This is a genomic window from Kocuria sp. TGY1127_2 (assembly GCF_013394385.1).
In the GTDB taxonomy this organism is placed as follows: Bacteria; Actinomycetota; Actinomycetes; order Actinomycetales; family Micrococcaceae; genus Rothia.
The window spans coordinates 1,244,850-1,260,325 of the sequence record NZ_AP022834.1 but is presented as its reverse complement, the minus strand read 5'-3'; the positions used below and the strand labels follow the sequence as shown (position 1 = coordinate 1,260,325).

Below are 15,476 nucleotides of genomic sequence, written 5' to 3'. Positions count from 1 at the left end.
GTCCGACACTCACCGACGTTGCGGCGTGTGCTGCACTGTCTGTTCCGATGCGCCGCGTCGGGGGCATCGGACCGTCTCCCCCGGGTCACGAAGACGCCATGTCCGCGCAATTGAGGCGCAGGGCCGCGCACCCGGTAAGGTGCGCGGCCCTGATGCGTCAGTTCTCCTGGTAGGCGATCGTCGTCATCATCCCGGCTTCCCCGTGGTAGACGTTGTGGCAGTGGGTGAGCCACCGCCCGGGGTTGTCGGCGTCGAACTCGACGCGCAGCGTCGTGCCGGGCAGGACGATCGAGGTGTCCTTGCGCGGCCCGCCGCCGGGAAGCTGGTAGGTGTGCCCGTGCAGGTGCATCGGGTGCCACATCGTCGTCGAGTTCTTGAACTCGAGGGCGACCCGCTCCCCGTCGGCGATGCCGAGGGCGTCGCGCATCGGTTGGTCCATGTTCATGCGCTTGCCGTTGATCGCCCAGTCGTACTTTTCCATGCTTCCGGTCAGCTCGAGGGTGAGCGTGCGGTCGACGCCGCGCTTGGGAAGTGCGACCTCGCCGGCTGCCCTGAGGTCGGCCGCTGTGGCGGGATTTTTCGTCTGCGGCAGCGTCGTGTCCTTCGCGGGTGCGCTGCCCGATGCGGTGCGCAGGACGGCGAGGGCCTGGTCCTGCTTCCCCAGGGCCTCGGCGACGACCGCGAACGCGCCGTCGCCGGCGGTGATGATCGCGTCGTAGCGCTCCCCCATGCCGAGCACGACGCTCTCGGCCTCGAAGGCCTCGACGGGGAATCCGTCGGTGTGGGTGATCGTCAGCGGGTGCTCGCCGACCCCGAAGCGGAAGGCGGTGTCGCCGCCGGCGTTGATGATCCTCAGCCTGATCCGCTCCCCGGGCTTGGCGGTGAAGGTCTGGGGGTCGTTCGCAGGCGTGCCGTTGATCAGGTAGAGGGGGTAGTAGACGTCGCCGGCGTCGCCGCCGAGTAGCGGCGAGGTCGCGCCCATCAGGGTGTTGCCCATCCGCATCGGCCCCATGTCCATGCCGCCGTGGTCCATCATCCCCTTCTCGAGCTCGGCGAGGACCTCGTCGGGCGTCGCGGTGACGCCGTCCAGCCAGTCATCAAGAACGATCACCCATTCCTGGTCGTAGTCGCCCTTCTCGTGCGGATCGTCGATGATCAGCGGCGCATACAGGCCGCGGTCGAGCTGCACGCCGACATGCGGGTGGAACCAGAACGTGCCCGGCTCGGGCAGCGTGAACTCGTAGTCGAACGACCCACCGGGCTCGATGGGCTCCTGGGTGAGGCTCGGCACTCCGTCCATGTCGTTGCGCAGCGCCAGCCCGTGCCAGTGGACGCTGGTCGGATCGGGCAGGTCGTTGGTGAAGTCGACCTTCAGGGAGTCACCGACGTTGCCGCGCAGCGGCTTGGTCGCCGACGCTCCCCGATAGGCCCAGGTCTTGGCGGTCTTCCCTCCGAGGTCCAGGGTGACCGGCTCGGCGGTCAGCGCACGCCGCACGATCGTTCCGGTGCGGCGGCGCTTCGCCTCCGCGGAAGTGACTGCGGTGCTGCTGGACCCAATGAACGAGGTTGTCTTAGTGGCAGTGGTGCTGCATCCGGCGAAGCCGGCGGCAGTCAGCGTCAATGCGCCGACAGACAGGAACTGTCGACGATTCAGGGTGGAATGCATGGGTGATGTCCTTCTGTGTCGATGGTGAACGGGACCACGACATCGCGCCCGCGCGCTCGACGAACACGGGTGATCGGAGGCACAGAGCCGCCTGGGCCCGGAAGATGGGCCAGCGTTTTGGGACACGGTGTCGTGGCAGGCACGGCAGGGTCGTGGACCCGCCGAGGTGGCTGACTGAGGAGCGCCGCATCGGCGCTCCTCAGTGCTCACGTTCGGTAGATCGACAGCTCCAGATGCGTCAGCGCGAACCGGCGGGGCGTCTCGGACGGCGACGACGGCATGGGCGCAGAGACGAGTGTGGGCACAGCTGCGACGGACGGAACGGGGAGGGCCGGAATGCTCTGGGTCGTAGGCGCGGAGACACAGGTGGAGTCGCCGCTGTTCATGGCGTCTGCGCAGCCTCCGGAGCCGTGCACCGGACCCTGTGCTCCGGTCGCGCTCGACATGGAGGCGATAGACGTCATGCCCGTCATGCCGGGCGACTGCGAGGACGCGTGAGCCGGCGACGCCATGGGGGTCGTCGCCGCTGCCGGTCCGCCGACCAGCGCGTGCATGCCGAGGAGACCCGTGATCAGCAGCGCCGTAAGAATGATCAGCTGCAGCCAGTGCCGGCTGCGGCAGGGTTCATCGGTCGCGGTCTCCACAGCCCCAGCATACCCCGGTGGTGTATCCCCTCGACACGTGGGGATCATTCAGCGGCGAGTCCGCATCCCCTTGCGGGAATACCCGTCAGGGGTATACGGTTGCACTCACACAGGTACCCACCGGGGGTACCCAAATTGAGGAGGTTATGCGATGACTGCGAACGAGTACCAGGTGACGGGCATGACCTGCGGGCACTGCGAGATGTCGGTCCGCGAGGAGGTCAGCGAGATCTCTGGCGTCACCGATATCCAGGTCAGCGCGCAGACCGGCAAGCTCGTCGTCTCCGCCTCCGGCGAGGTCGACGACGCGAAGGTCCTGGCCGCGGTCGAGGAAGCCGGCTATACGGCGGTTCGCGTCTGATGAAGGCACCGGTCAGGCTCGCGGCCTACGGCGCTGGGCTGGTGGTGGCGTTCGGCGCGGCCTTCGGGCTCGCCGGCGTCGTCGTCCCCGACAGCGTCTTGGCCGCCTGGGCCAAGAGCAGCGACACGGGCTCGCACGGCGAGGGTCACGGGGACACGGAGGAGCAGAACATGGAGCACGCGATGAACGGCGTCTCGGCCAGCGCTGCCGGCTACGTCCTCTCTCCCGTCACGGCCCCATCAGGCACCAATGATGCCGGCAAACTGAGCTTCCGGATCCTCGATGAGGACGGGAAGCCGGTGACGGAGTACACGAGGACTCATGAGAAGGATCTTCACCTGATCGTGGTGCGCACCGACGGGACGCAGTTCCGCCACGTGCACCCGGACTTGGACGAGGCCACCGGCACCTGGTCGGTGCCGTCGTGGAACTGGGACGAGGCAGGAACCTACCGCGTCTACGCCGACTTCACCCCCGCCGGGAAGGACGCCGAGGGCGTCACGCTCACCCGTGCCGTCGAGGTCGCCGGCGACTACGCCCCGGTCGAGGCGACGGTCTCGCGCACCGACGAGGTCGACGGGTACACCGTCACCCTGGACGGAGAATTAAACGCCGGGAGCACGAGCGACCTGACGGCCACCGTCGAGCGCAACGGCAAGCCGGTCACCGCGCTCGAGCCGTACCTCGGCGCATTTGGCCACCTGGTCGCGTTGCGCGAGGGTGACCTGGCCTACCTGCACGTGCACCCCGCCGGCGACGAACCCCAAGCGGGGTCGACCGGAGGACCAGACGTCAGCTTCGCCGCCGAGGTCCCCACCGCCGGCCGATACCTGCTGTACCTGGACTTCCAGATCGACGGCAAGGTCCGCACCGCACAGTTCGTGGTCGACGCCGGGCACGGCGACGGCACCCAGGCAGACGACGAATCACACTCGGGCGGCCACTGATCCCCAAAGGGCCAGTCCGTCGACGAAGAAGCAACAGGAAAGGACACGCGGTGAGCACCCAAGCTGCAGCGAACACCCAAGCGCCGCTAGTCGCGGACGCCGGCATCGAGCTCGAGATTGGCGGGATGACCTGCGCCTCCTGCGCGAACCGGATCGAGCGTAAGCTCAATAAGCTCGACGGTGTCTCCGCCACGGTCAACTACGCCACCGAGAAGGCCAAGGTCACCGTGCCCGACGGGTACGACCCCGCCCTGCTGGTCGCCGAGGTCGAGAAGACCGGCTACACCGCTGCCATGCCCAAGCCCAAGGACGCGACGCCGTCGGGCCCGACCACGGACGATGGTGAGGCTCCCGACTCCGAGCTGACATCGCTCAAGCACCGCCTCATCGGCGCAATCGTGCTCACCGTCCCGGTGATCGCCATGGCCATGGTTCCTGCGCTCCAGTTCACCTACTGGCAGTGGGCCTCCCTGGCCCTGGCCGCACCGGTGATCGTCTGGGCGGCCTGGCCGTTCCACAAGGCAGCGTGGACCAACCTGCGCCACGGCACCGCGACCATGGACACCCTCATCTCCATGGGCACGACCGCGGCGTTCCTGTGGTCGCTCTACGCCCTGTTCCTCGGCACCGCCGGGACGCCAGGCATGACGCATCCCTTCGAGTTCACCATCGCTCCCTCCGACGGCGCGGGCAACATCTACCTCGAAGCCGCGGCCGGGGTGACGATGTTCATCCTCGCCGGCCGCTACTTCGAGAAGCGCTCCAAGCGCCAGGCCGGTGCCGCGCTGCGCGCCCTGCTCGAGCTCGGCGCGAAGGAAGTCTCGGTTCTGCGCAATGGGGCCGAGGTCAAGATCCCGACCTCCGATCTGGCCGTCGGCGACGAGTTCGTCGTCCGCCCAGGTGAGAAGATCGCCACCGACGGCACCGTCGCCTCCGGAACGTCGGCCGTGGACGCGTCCATGCTCACCGGAGAGTCCGTGCCAGTCGAGGTCGTCGCCGGCGACCCGGTCACGGGCGCGACCGTCAACGCCGGCGGCCGCCTGGTCATCCGCGCGACCCGCGTCGGGTCGGACACCCAACTGGCACAGATGGCCAAGCTCGTCGAGGACGCCCAGACTGGCAAGGCCGCGGTCCAGCGCCTGGCCGACCGGATCTCTGGCGTGTTCGTTCCGATCGTCATCGCCATCTCGGTCATCGCCCTCGGCGCGTGGCTCGGTGCCGGGTTCCCCGTCTCCGCCGCCTTCACCGCAGCGGTCGCGGTCCTCGTCATCGCCTGCCCCTGCGCCCTCGGCCTGGCCACTCCCACCGCCCTGCTGGTCGGCACCGGTCGCGGCGCGCAGATGGGCGTGCTGATCAAGGGTCCCGAGGTTCTCGAATCCACCCGCAAGGTCGACACTATCGTCCTCGACAAGACCGGCACCGTCACCACCGGCAAGATGACCCTGGTCGAGGCGATCACCGAGCCCGGCGTCGACCGCGCCGAGCTGCTCCGCCTGGCAGGCGCTCTGGAGGACGCCTCCGAGCACCCCATCGCCCAGGCCATCGCCAAGGGCGCGGTCCAGGAGATCGGGCAGCTGCCCACTCCCGAGGACTTCGCGAACATCGAGGGCAAGGGCGTCCAGGGAGTCGTCGACGGCCGCGGCGTGCTCGTCGGCCGGGAGTCCCTGCTGGCCGACTGGTCGCAGCACCTCTCCTCCGACGTCGCCGCCGCCAAGGCCGCAGCCGAGGACGAGGGCAAGACCGTCGTCGCCGTCGGCTGGGACGGACAGGCCCGCGGAATCCTCGTCGTCGCCGACGCCGTCAAGCCCACCAGCGCCGAGGCGATCCAGGGCCTGAAAGACCTGGGCCTCACCCCGGTCCTGCTCACCGGCGACAACGAGGCCGTGGCCAAGCGGATCGCCGCCGAGGTCGGCATCGAAAAGGTCATCGCCGAGGTCCTGCCCAAGGACAAGGTGGATGTCGTTACCCGCCTCCAGGACGCGGGCAAGGTCATCGCGATGGTCGGCGACGGCGTCAACGACGCCCCCGCCCTCGCCCAGGCCGACCTTGGCCTGGCGATGGGCACCGGCACCGACGTCGCCATCGAGGCCTCCGACATCACCCTCGTGCGGGGCGACTTGCGGGCCGCGGTCGACGCGATCCGGCTCTCCCGCAGGACCCTGGGCACGATCAAGTCGAACCTGTTCTGGGCCTTCGCCTACAACGTCGCGGCCATTCCGGTCGCGGCGCTGGGCATGCTCAACCCCATGCTCGCAGGCGCGGCGATGGCGTTCTCCAGCGTCTTCGTCGTCGGCAACAGCCTCCGCCTGCGCGGGTTCCGCAGCGTCGCCAAGCAGTGACGCCGCAGAACCAACCATCATCCGAACACACGAAAGGCATCCACCGAGAATGAGAATCGAAGACCAGGCACCCACCAGCTGCTGCAGCACCTCCCCCGCAACCGAGACATCCGCAGCCGAGGCACCGGTCAGCGCAGGATCCGGCTGCTGCGGCACGACCGGCGCAGAGAACCACGCCGCGAATTCCGGCCATCGCGAAAACCTTCTCGTCGAAGGAAGCGACGACATGACCACCTGCCCCGTCATGGTCGGCAATCCGGTCAACAAACAGGACGCCGAAGAAAAGGGCCTCTTCCGTGACTACGACGGGCAGCGCTACTGGCTCTGCTGCCCAGGCTGCGGACCGACCTTCGACTCCGATCCAGCCAAGTACGCCGCCAACATGGCCTGATCCTTCGATGCCCCGGGGCTGCAGTATTACTACTGCTGCCCGGGGCGACTGGATCGAAGCTGAGCGATTCCACGCCCACCGATCGATATTTGACCTATACCCCATAGGGGTATAATGTTGATCGGACTACAATGAATGGATAGGAGACTTTATGCGCAAGCGCCTCATGACCACCGTCGCCGCAGGAGTGCTCGGCGGAGCACTCGTGCTCTCCGGCTGCAGCACCGGAGGAGACCAGGACCAAGCGACCCCCTCGTCGACCAGCCAGCACGAGGGCCACGGAAGCAGTGGCAGCAGTTCTGACAGCGGCGGGATGGAGCATCCGATGGACGGCGGCCCCGCCCCCGAGGGCATCGAGAAGGCCGCGTCGCCGAAGTATCCGGTCGGCACCGAGGTCAAGCTCACCGCCGATCACATGGAGGGCATGGACGGCGCACCGGCCACGATCGCCGGGGCCTACGACACCTATACCTACGCGGTGAACTTCACGCCCACCACCGGCGGGGATCCGGTCAAGGATCACAAGTGGGTCGTGCAGGAGGAGATCAAGGATGCCGGAGACCAGCGAGTGGCCGACGGCACCGAGGTCACGCTGGAAGCGGAGCACATGGAGGGCATGAAGGGCGCGAAGGCGACCATCGCCTCCTCCACCGACGAGACCGTCTACATGGTCGACTATGAGTCCGACGGCATGAAGATGACCAACCACAAGTGGGTCGTCGAGAGCGAGATCAAGCCGGCCTCCTGAGCCGGCCGCCGCGGGCCCTGAAGGGTCCGCGGCGAGACACGACCCGATCGAAGGGAAGACCGGGGAAGAACGAGGGGAAGCGAAGAGCAATGACGGACCCGACCACGCATCACCATCACCACGGCGACGTCGCCGACGAGACCACCGAGTCCGGCCACGTTGACGACTCGCATGCCGAGCACGAAGGCCACACCATGGAACACGGCGACCATGCCGGGCACGGCGATCACGGCAGTGGCCATGGTGGTCATGCGGGCCACGGCGACCACGTCGGCCAGTTCCGTCGACTGTTCTGGATCAACCTCGTCATCGCCATCCCGGTGGTCGCGTTCTCTCCCATGTTCGCCATGCTGCTGGGCTACTCGGTGCCCGGCTGGGCGGGCTGGGTCGCCGCAGTGCTCGGCACCGTCATGTACGCCTGGGGCGGCACCCCGTTCCTCACCGGTGCCGTCAGCGAGCTGAAGAGCCGCCAGCCCGGGATGATGCTGCTGATCGCGCTCGGGATCACCGTCGCGTTCCTCGCCTCCTGGGCCGCCACTCTCGGGCTCGTCCATCACGAGCTCGAGTTCTGGTGGGAGCTGGCGTTGCTGATCGTCATCATGTTGCTGGGCCACTGGATCGAGATGCGCTCCCTGGCCCAGACCACTTCGGCGCTGGACTCCCTGGCCGCGCTGCTGCCCGATGAGGCCGAGCGGATCGAGGGCGACGACGTCGTCAAGGTCGACCCGGCCGAGCTGCGCGTCGGCGATGTCGTGATCGTCCGCCCCGGTGGCAGCGTCCCCGCCGACGGCATCGTCGTCGACGGCCGCGCCGACATGGACGAGTCCATGATCACCGGCGAGTCACGCCCCGTCGCCCGCGGCGAGGGCGAGAACGTCACCGCCGGCACCGTCGCCACCGACTCCGGCCTGCGGGTGGAGATCACCGCCACGGGCGACGACACGGCGCTGGCGGGCATCAACCGGCTCGTCGCTGAGGCGCAGGGCTCTTCCTCCCGTGCACAGCGCATCGCCGACCGCGCCGCTGCCCTGCTGTTCTGGTTCGCCCTCGTAGCCGCCCTGATCACCGCAACAGTCTGGACCCTCTTCGGACTGCCCGACGACGCGGTCATCCGCACCATCACCGTCCTCGTCATCGCCTGCCCCCACGCTCTGGGCCTGGCGATCCCACTGGTCGTCTCCATCGCCACCGAGCGCGCCGCCCGCGGCGGCGTCCTGGTCAAGGACCGCCTCGCCCTGGAGTCCATGCGCCAAGTCGACGCGGTCCTCTTCGACAAGACCGGCACCCTGACCAAGGGCGAGCCCACCGTCACCGGCGTCGAACCGACCGCAGGCATGGATGCCGACCAGGTGCTCGCCCTGGCCGCATCCGCCGAGGCCGACAGCGAGCACCCCCTCGCCCAGGCCATCGTTACCGCCGCCAAGGAGAAGAGCCTCACCCTCGAGCCGTCCAGCGGATTCACCTCTTCCCCCGCGGTCGGCGTCACTGCGACGGTGGCCGACCAGGAGATCCGCGTCGGCGGACCCCGGCTGCTCGAAGAGACCGGGCAGGACGAGGTCGACACGGCAGACGCGTGGCGGGCAGAGGGCGCGATCATCCTGCACGTCCTCCGTGATGGCAAGGTGATCGGTGGCCTCAAGCTCGCCGACGAGGTTCGCCCAGAGTCCCGCGATGCCGTCGACGCCCTCCATGAGCTCGGCGTCGAGGTCGTCATGATCACCGGTGACGCCGAAGCGGTGGCGAACGAGGTCGGCCAGGAACTCGGCATCGACCGCGTCTTCGCCGGCGTTCGTCCCGAGGACAAGTCCGCGAAAGTCGCCGCGCTCCAGCACGAGGGCAAGAAGGTCGCCATGGTCGGCGACGGCGTCAACGACGCCCCCGCGCTGGCCCAGGCCGATGTCGGCATCGCCATCGGAGCCGGCACCGACGTCGCCATCGCCTCGGCCGGGGTCATTCTCGCCAGCTCCGACCCGCGCAGCGTCTTGTCGGTGATCCAGCTGTCGAGGGCCGCCTACCGGAAGATGAAGCAGAACCTGTGGTGGGCCGCCGGCTACAACCTCATCTCCGTCCCGCTCGCGGCCGGCGTCCTCGCACCCGTCGGGTTCGTCCTGCCGATGTCGGTCGGCGCGATCCTGATGTCGATCTCCACCGTCGTTGTCGCCCTCAACGCCCAGCTGCTGCGGCGCATCGACCTCACCCCCGAAGCCAGCACCCGCTCCGTCCTGGAGCGCCAGAAGTGAAGGACACAACCATGGCCAACGACACTGCCACCGACAGCACCGAGATCAGGACCGACACCGGGACCCACCAGCACGGCTACATCAGCGACAAGGACCGCTACCGCAACCGCATGAAGCGCATCGAAGGCCAGGCCCGGGGGATTACGAAGATGATCGACGACGAGAAGTACTGCATCGATATCCTCACCCAGGTCTCCGCCCTCACCCGGGCCCTGCAGGGTGTGGCGACCGGCCTGCTCGATGACCACCTCAAGCACTGCGTCCTCGACGCCGCCAAGCAAGGCGATGAGGACGCGGCTATCGCCAAGATCCAGGAAGCCAGCGACGCCATCAACCGCCTCGTCCGCTCCTAACACCTTGGGATTTCGCTCCGCGCAGGCGTGAGCTGAGCATCGTCCCGCCTTCGGTCCCGGGGCGGGACGGAGGCGGAGATCGGGCCTGACGACATGACCAACATCTACCCGAGAGAAGAGCTCGATATGACCCCTACCCTTGCCGCACCAATCCGACCCTCCAGAAGCCGGCAGGGACTCGGCGCGACCATAACCGCGCTGGCAGCCAGCGCCGTCCTCCTGCTCAGCGGCTGCGCCGGTGCTGACCCATCCCCTTCCGCAGGATCCGATCAGTCTCTGGTAGCCCACCACGGCCTCGATGGCCTGGACGCCCGGGAAATCATCAAGCGTCTTGACACGATGCCGGTCATAGACCGCTCAACCGAACTCATGGCTTCGATCGAGCCCGACCAACTCGTCCTCACCGACGATCAGAACAACCAAACCACTCTGCCGATGCCAGAGGACGACTTCTACGTCTCTATCGCCCCGTATCTCGAGCAGACCCACGAGTGCTACTTCCACAGCCTCACTACCTGTCTCGGCGAGCTCGCCAACACTGACGTCGATGTCACAGTGGTCAACACGACGTCGGGCGAGACCATCCTCGAAGATTCGCTCACGACTTACGACAACGGATTCATCGGACTCTGGCTGCCCCGCGGTATTGATGCGACGCTCACGGTCAGCACCGAAGACCGCACCGCGAAACAGGACATCTCGACCCGCCTCGACGACCCCACCTGCTTAACCACTCTCCAACTGACGTGACGCCCGGATGCTGAAGACGCCGAGGAAGTGCGGATCACCGACGATCAGAGAGCCCCGCCTTCACGAACACCATCCGGTCGACGTGTAGCCGGCATCGACATCCTTCAAAATGGATGCATGTCTAATCAAGCAGTGCCTAGTACCGGCCGACCATCGACATCCTCGCCGCCGCCAAGGCGCTCATTGCTTGACCGTCGGAGTGCGGCAGCCCTCCGAGGACTCCTGCCGACCCGTTGAGGCGCGAGGGCAGCTTCGACTACGAAACCTACGCGGACGCGTCGGCAGCCGGCACGAGTTCCGGCACCAGCAGCGGCACGAACCGGACGAACACGACCATGGCGACGAGCTCGACGAGCGTCTGGGTGACCACGACCAGCGGTGCCAGGTCAAACGCCGCGGGCAACGCGAGCACCAGCGGGAGCACGACGAGCGAGTTCCGAGTCGCGCCGCTGAACACGACGGCGCGCCTGCCGGGCACGTCGAGGCCCGCCGCGCGGCTGACCAGCATCCCCACCGGCACCATGACGGCCGCGAAGAGGACGAAGACCGGCACCGCCAGGAGCAGGGAGCCGGACCGGGCGCTCACCCCGGCGACCTGCGAGGCGACCACGACCGCCAGGGTGGCGACCATCAGCGGCACCATCGCGCCCATGACGATCTCTTCGACCCTGCGCCCGATGCGCCATCGGGCGGCGGCGAGCTGCGTGAGCGCGGCGGCGACCAGCGGCAGGGCGATGATCAGGACGAAGGCCTCGACGAAGGGACCGAACTCGACGGAGCCGACGAACTCCGCGTCGATGAAGATCCACAGGTACAGCGGCAGCAGGAGCATCTGGGCGATCATCAGCAGCGGGGCCGCCGCCAGGAGGCGCTCCTCGTCGCCGCCCGCGAGGCCGGAAAAGACGATGACGTAGTCGATACACGGGGTCAGCAGCACGAACAGCACCCCGACGAACAGCGCCTGGTCGCCGGCGACGATCCGCGACAGCGGCCAGACGACCAGCGGCACCAGGACGAAGTTGACGACGAGGACCGTCGTGAGGAAGCGCCAGTCCTTGAATGCCCGGCCGAGCCTGCCGAACGGGATGCTGAGGAACGTGGCGTAGAGCAGAAGCGCCAGCACCGGGTGAATCGCGTGCTCTGCCGGGTGGGCGATCGTGGGCCGGGACAGTCGACGACGGCCCCGAGGGCCAGTCCCGCGACGTAGAGCGCGACCTGGTGCCTAACCATCCATTCCATACTCGCGCGCATGGGTCTCCTTCTCTGTCGGGCTGGGCGCATGCACTGCGCCGTTTTAAACGCTAGACCTTGAACCCGGGTTGAAGGTCAAGCCGGAGCGCCCTATGGTCGGAACATGAAGATCTCCGAGGTCTCCGAGCGCACCGGGGTGCCTGCGAGCACGCTGCGTTACTACGAGCGCCTCGGCATTCTCGCAGCGGACCGGAGCCCGAACGGGTACCGGGACTTCGACGGGGGCCACCTCGAGCGGCTGGACTTCATCACCGCGGCGAAGCGGCTCGGCCTCGAGCTGCCCGAGATTCGCCGGCTCATCGAGCTCGTCGACGACGGGACCTGCACGGGGGTGAAGGCAACGCTGCAGCCGCTGCTGGCCGAGCAGATCGCTGCCGTTGAGCAACAGCTTCGGTCACTGACACGGCTGCAGGACCAGCTGCGGCAGGCGCGGGACCACGTCGACGGCTGCCCCGACAGTGACGAGCCCTGCCGGTCGGAGTGCGCATTCAGGGCCTTCGCCGGAACGGCTGCCCAGCAGGGCTGATCGCACGGGCTGGCCAATCGGTCAGCAAACACTGTATGGTCAGTACATGCTGACCATTGCTTCACGCGTCGACGTCATGAACCGCCTCGGCCGCGCCATGTCCGACCCGACACGCTCACGGATCTTGCTGTCCCTCCTCGATGAGCCTGGGTACCCGGCAAGACTCGCCCGGGAGCTCGAGCTAACGCGCACGAATGTGTCGAACCATCTGTCCTGCCTGCGGGGCTGCGGGATCGTCGTCGCCGAGCCCGAGGGCCGGCAGACCCGCTACGAGATCGCCGACCCGCACATCGCCGCAGCCCTGACCGCGCTCGTGGACGTGACGCTGGCGGTGGACGAGAGCGCACCGTGCTTGGACCCGGAGTGCTCGGTGCCCGGCTGCTGCGACGCCGACGGGGCTGTGCGATGAACGATGAGTGCTGCGGCGTCGACGAGCCGCGCCATCCGAGGGCGGAAAACCGCCGCTCGTCCCTGCAGCCGATCGGCACGGACGCACCCAGGGCATCGGGCGATGCCTGCTGCGGGCCAGAGACCGTCCCGGCTGCGGTACACGACGACGGCGACGCCTGCTGCGGGCCAGACCCGGCGCGGAGCCCATCGGAACCTGGCGCGGAACCGGAGTCCCGCCCGCCGTGGTGGAGGGACCTCGCCCTGCTCCCCTCAGCGGTCGCCGGCCTGTTCCTCGTCGCCGGGTACGCGCTGGACTGGTCCGACCTGGACGTCGCCGCGCTGGTGACCCAGTGGATCGCGCTGCTGGCCGGCGCGTGGACGTTCGTGCCCGGCGCGGTGCGCCGCCTGATCCGTGGACGGCTCGGCGTCGGCCTGCTGATGACGATCGCCGCGGTCGGCGCGGTGCTGCTCGGCCACGTCGCCGAAGCCGCCGCCCTGGCTTTCCTGTTCTCCCTGGCCGAGACCCTGGAGGATCGGGCGATGGACCGCGCCAAGGAGGGACTGCGCGCGCTGCTCTCGCTGGTCCCGCAGACCGCCCGCGTCTCCCGCATGGGCGGAGTCGCGACCGTGCCGGTGGCCGACCTCCGCGAACTCGACCTGCTCGTGATCGGAGCCGGTGAGCATGTCCCGACCGATGGCGTGGTCGCCGAGGGCCGCTCGAGCGTCGACGCCTCCGCCGTGACCGGGGAGTCGATCCCCGTGGAGGTAGGACCGGGCGACCCCGTGCCAGCAGGCGCGGTGAACGGGTCCGGGTCCCTGCTGGTCGAGGCGACCGCAGACGGACGGGACAACTCGCTGACACAGATCGTCGCCCTGGTCGAGCAGGCCCACGCCCGCAAGGGAGAGCGCGCCCGGCTGGCCGACCGGATCGCCCGTCCCCTCGTCCCTGCCGTCCTCGTCGCCGCGGCCCTGGTCGCGCTGCTCGGGCTCGTCGTCGGCGACCCGTGGACCTGGGTCGAACGGGCCCTCGTCGTCCTCGTCGCGGCGTCGCCGTGCGCGATGGCGATCGCCGTGCCGGTCACCGTCATCAGCGCGATCGGGTCCGCCTCAAGGTTCGGCGTCGTCATCAAGTCCGGGGCCGCCTTCGAGCAGTTCGGCACCATCCGCACGGTCGCCTTCGACAAGACCGGCACCCTCACCCAGGGCCAGCCGCAGGTGACCGAGACCCGCACCGCGCCGGGCGGCAGCCAACAGGACGTCCTCGCGTGGGCGGCGGCCCTCGAGGCGACCAGCACCCATCCCCTGGCGGCGGCGATCACAGCGGCCGCGCCGGACTCCCCGGCGGCGAGCGAGGTGGCCGAGGACGCCGGGCACGGCATCGCCGGCCGGGTCACCGGCCGTTTCGTCAGGGTCGGCAGTCCACGCTGGATCGCCCCGGCCGGCCTGCGGACCGACGCCGACGAGCTGGCCGAAATGGGCATGACGGTCGTCGTGGTGGAAGCCGACGGTGAGGTCGCCGGCCTGATCGGCGTGCGCGACGAACTCCGCCCCGAGGCCACCGAGACCGTGCGCATGCTCCACGACCAGGGAATCGGCACGGTCATGCTCACCGGCGACGACGCCCGCACCGCCCGCGCCCTGGCCGCCCAGGCCTGCATCGACGACGTCCGCGCCGAACTGCTGCCAGCCGACAAGGCGGAGGCGATCACAGGTCTGGCCGCAGCGCGGCCGACGGCGATGGTCGGCGACGGCATCAACGACTCCCCCGCGCTGGCCACCGCGACCGTGGGCATCGCGATGGGAGCCACCGGTTCCGCGGCCGCGGTGGAATCCGCCGACATCGCCTTCACCGGCCACGATCTGCGCCTGATCCCCGCCGCGTTCGCGCATGCTCGCAGAGGCCGGCGCATCATGACGGCCAACATCGTCCTCGCGCTGGCGATCATCGTCGTCCTGTTCCCGCTCGCCCTCTTCGGGGTGCTCGGCCTGGCCGGAGTCGTCCTCGTCCACGAGGTTGCCGAGGTCGTCGTCATCCTCAATGGCGTACGCGCCGCGCGCAGGCCCATCGCGGCGAGCCGAGGGCTGCCTGCAGCCTCGGACCTCCAGCCGGCGCACGGGACGAAGGCGAACCGATGACCATCGAGGCCCAGCGCTTCGGGAGACGCCCGAACCGGGAGCCGCTCGAGGAGACCCGACGCCGACGGAAAGGACCACGACCATGAAGATCACGCTCCAGTACTTCGACGGCTGCCCGAACTGGGAGATCCTCGACTCCAAGATTGCCGAAGCCCTCGACGGGCGATCTGGCGCGGAGGTCGTCCACCAACGGGTCGAGACACCCGAGGACGCCTCGCGCCTCGGCTTCCACGGCTCCCCGACCGTACTGATCGACGGCGTCGACCCGTTCGCCGAAGACAGTGCGCCGGTCGGCCTCGCGTGCCGCATGTATCGGACTCCCGACGGGCGGGCCGGGTCGCCGACCGTCGCGCAGTTGCGCACGGCCATCCGTGGGGCCTCGCGGGACGTCCGCGAGAGCGCCCTGCAGGGTCTGCCGAACGCGGTGCTCATCGCCTGCACGCTCACGCCGGACGCCGGCAAGGAGCAGGTCGAGAAATGGCGGGCCTTCGACGACGGATATCTCCTCGACGTCGAACGCGGCGACGCCCGGATCATCGTCCACTACGCGAAAGCCGACGACTCCGTCCAGCGTCTTCACGACCTCGTGGCGGTCAAGAGCGCCTGCTGTTCGTTCGTCGACTGGTCGATCGACGAGAGCCACGCCGACCTGCGCCTCGTCGTCACCGGCAGCGCGGAGCAGCTCGCGGCCCTCGACGTCGGGTAAGCGTGCACTTCCGCCCAGTCGCCTCACT

15 protein-coding genes are annotated in these 15,476 nt (G+C 68.6%); 12 read left to right on the top strand and 3 right to left on the bottom strand.

Translation table 11 applies throughout. From position 1 onward, the window contains the following. Positions 1-157 precede the first annotated feature (157 nt). Both sake_RS05690 and sake_RS05685 read right to left on the bottom strand, forming a co-directional pair. Positions 158-1,666, bottom strand: coding sequence for a multicopper oxidase family protein (locus sake_RS05690; protein WP_030014536.1), 1,509 nt, complete (start codon positions 1,664-1,666; stop codon positions 158-160). A gap of 206 nt (positions 1,667-1,872) precedes the next feature. Further along, positions 1,873-2,358: a DUF6153 family protein gene (locus sake_RS05685; protein ID WP_178945591.1), complete on the bottom strand. Its 486-nt coding sequence runs from the start codon at positions 2,356-2,358 to the stop codon at positions 1,873-1,875. A 103-nt stretch (positions 2,359-2,461) separates the two neighbouring features. Between sake_RS05685 and sake_RS05680 the strand changes: the two genes are divergently transcribed. The 8 genes from sake_RS05680 to sake_RS05645 all read left to right on the top strand — a co-directional run bounded on the left by sake_RS05680 (position 2,462) and on the right by sake_RS05645 (position 10,439). Next, positions 2,462-2,671: a heavy-metal-associated domain-containing protein gene (locus sake_RS05680; protein ID WP_030014538.1), complete on the top strand. Its 210-nt coding sequence runs from the start codon at positions 2,462-2,464 to the stop codon at positions 2,669-2,671. After that, entirely contained in the window at positions 2,671-3,618 is a 948-nt protein-coding gene (locus sake_RS05675; protein WP_030014540.1) for a hypothetical protein, read from the top strand. Before sake_RS05680 ends, sake_RS05675 begins: the two co-directional genes overlap by 1 nt. Positions 3,619-3,668: 50 nt before the next feature. Then, positions 3,669-5,957 carry a cation-translocating P-type ATPase gene (locus sake_RS05670; RefSeq protein WP_030014541.1) on the top strand — a complete coding sequence of 763 codons (2,289 nt, stop codon included), beginning with the start codon at positions 3,669-3,671 and terminating at the stop codon, positions 5,955-5,957. A 49-nt stretch (positions 5,958-6,006) separates the two neighbouring features. Beyond that, on the top strand, positions 6,007-6,348 hold the full coding sequence (locus sake_RS05665) for a hypothetical protein (protein WP_030014542.1): 342 nt from the start codon (positions 6,007-6,009) through the stop codon (positions 6,346-6,348). A gap of 151 nt (positions 6,349-6,499) precedes the next feature. After that, on the top strand, positions 6,500-7,096 hold the full coding sequence (locus sake_RS05660) for a YdhK family protein (protein ID WP_030014544.1): 597 nt from the start codon (positions 6,500-6,502) through the stop codon (positions 7,094-7,096). Between the two features lie 89 nt (positions 7,097-7,185). Continuing rightward, positions 7,186-9,336, top strand: coding sequence for a heavy metal translocating P-type ATPase (locus sake_RS05655; RefSeq protein WP_030014545.1), 2,151 nt, complete (start codon positions 7,186-7,188; stop codon positions 9,334-9,336). 11 nt (positions 9,337-9,347) lie between these two features. Beyond that, on the top strand, positions 9,348-9,689 hold the full coding sequence (locus sake_RS05650; protein WP_202410719.1) for a metal-sensitive transcriptional regulator: 342 nt from the start codon (positions 9,348-9,350) through the stop codon (positions 9,687-9,689). A gap of 93 nt (positions 9,690-9,782) precedes the next feature. Then, a complete protein-coding gene (locus tag sake_RS05645; protein WP_223246099.1) occupies positions 9,783-10,439 on the top strand; it encodes a CueP family metal-binding protein in 657 nt (218 codons plus the stop codon). 265 nt (positions 10,440-10,704) lie between these two features. On the opposite strand, the gene sake_RS05640 is transcribed toward sake_RS05645, so the two are convergent. Continuing rightward, a complete protein-coding gene (locus sake_RS05640) occupies positions 10,705-11,562 on the bottom strand; it encodes a bile acid:sodium symporter (protein ID WP_308495846.1) in 858 nt (285 codons plus the stop codon). Between the two features lie 231 nt (positions 11,563-11,793). Between sake_RS05640 and sake_RS05635 the strand changes: the two genes are divergently transcribed. The 4 genes from sake_RS05635 (at position 11,794) to sake_RS13620 (ending at position 15,448) form a co-directional block, all read left to right on the top strand. Beyond that, the gene (locus tag sake_RS05635; RefSeq protein WP_178945590.1) at positions 11,794-12,216 is read left to right on the top strand and encodes a MerR family transcriptional regulator; all 423 of its coding nucleotides are present in this window, start codon (positions 11,794-11,796) and stop codon (positions 12,214-12,216) included. Between the two features lie 46 nt (positions 12,217-12,262). Further along, positions 12,263-12,625: a helix-turn-helix transcriptional regulator gene (locus sake_RS05630; RefSeq protein ID WP_030014549.1), complete on the top strand. Its 363-nt coding sequence runs from the start codon at positions 12,263-12,265 to the stop codon at positions 12,623-12,625. Beyond that, positions 12,622-14,742 (top strand): cation-translocating P-type ATPase, encoded by a 2,121-nt coding sequence (locus sake_RS05625; RefSeq protein WP_082142010.1) that lies wholly within the window; start codon positions 12,622-12,624, stop codon positions 14,740-14,742. Before sake_RS05630 ends, sake_RS05625 begins: the two co-directional genes overlap by 4 nt. A gap of 82 nt (positions 14,743-14,824) precedes the next feature. Continuing rightward, the gene (locus tag sake_RS13620) at positions 14,825-15,448 is read left to right on the top strand and encodes a hypothetical protein (RefSeq protein ID WP_223841873.1); all 624 of its coding nucleotides are present in this window, start codon (positions 14,825-14,827) and stop codon (positions 15,446-15,448) included. The last annotated feature ends 28 nt before the right edge of the window (positions 15,449-15,476 follow it).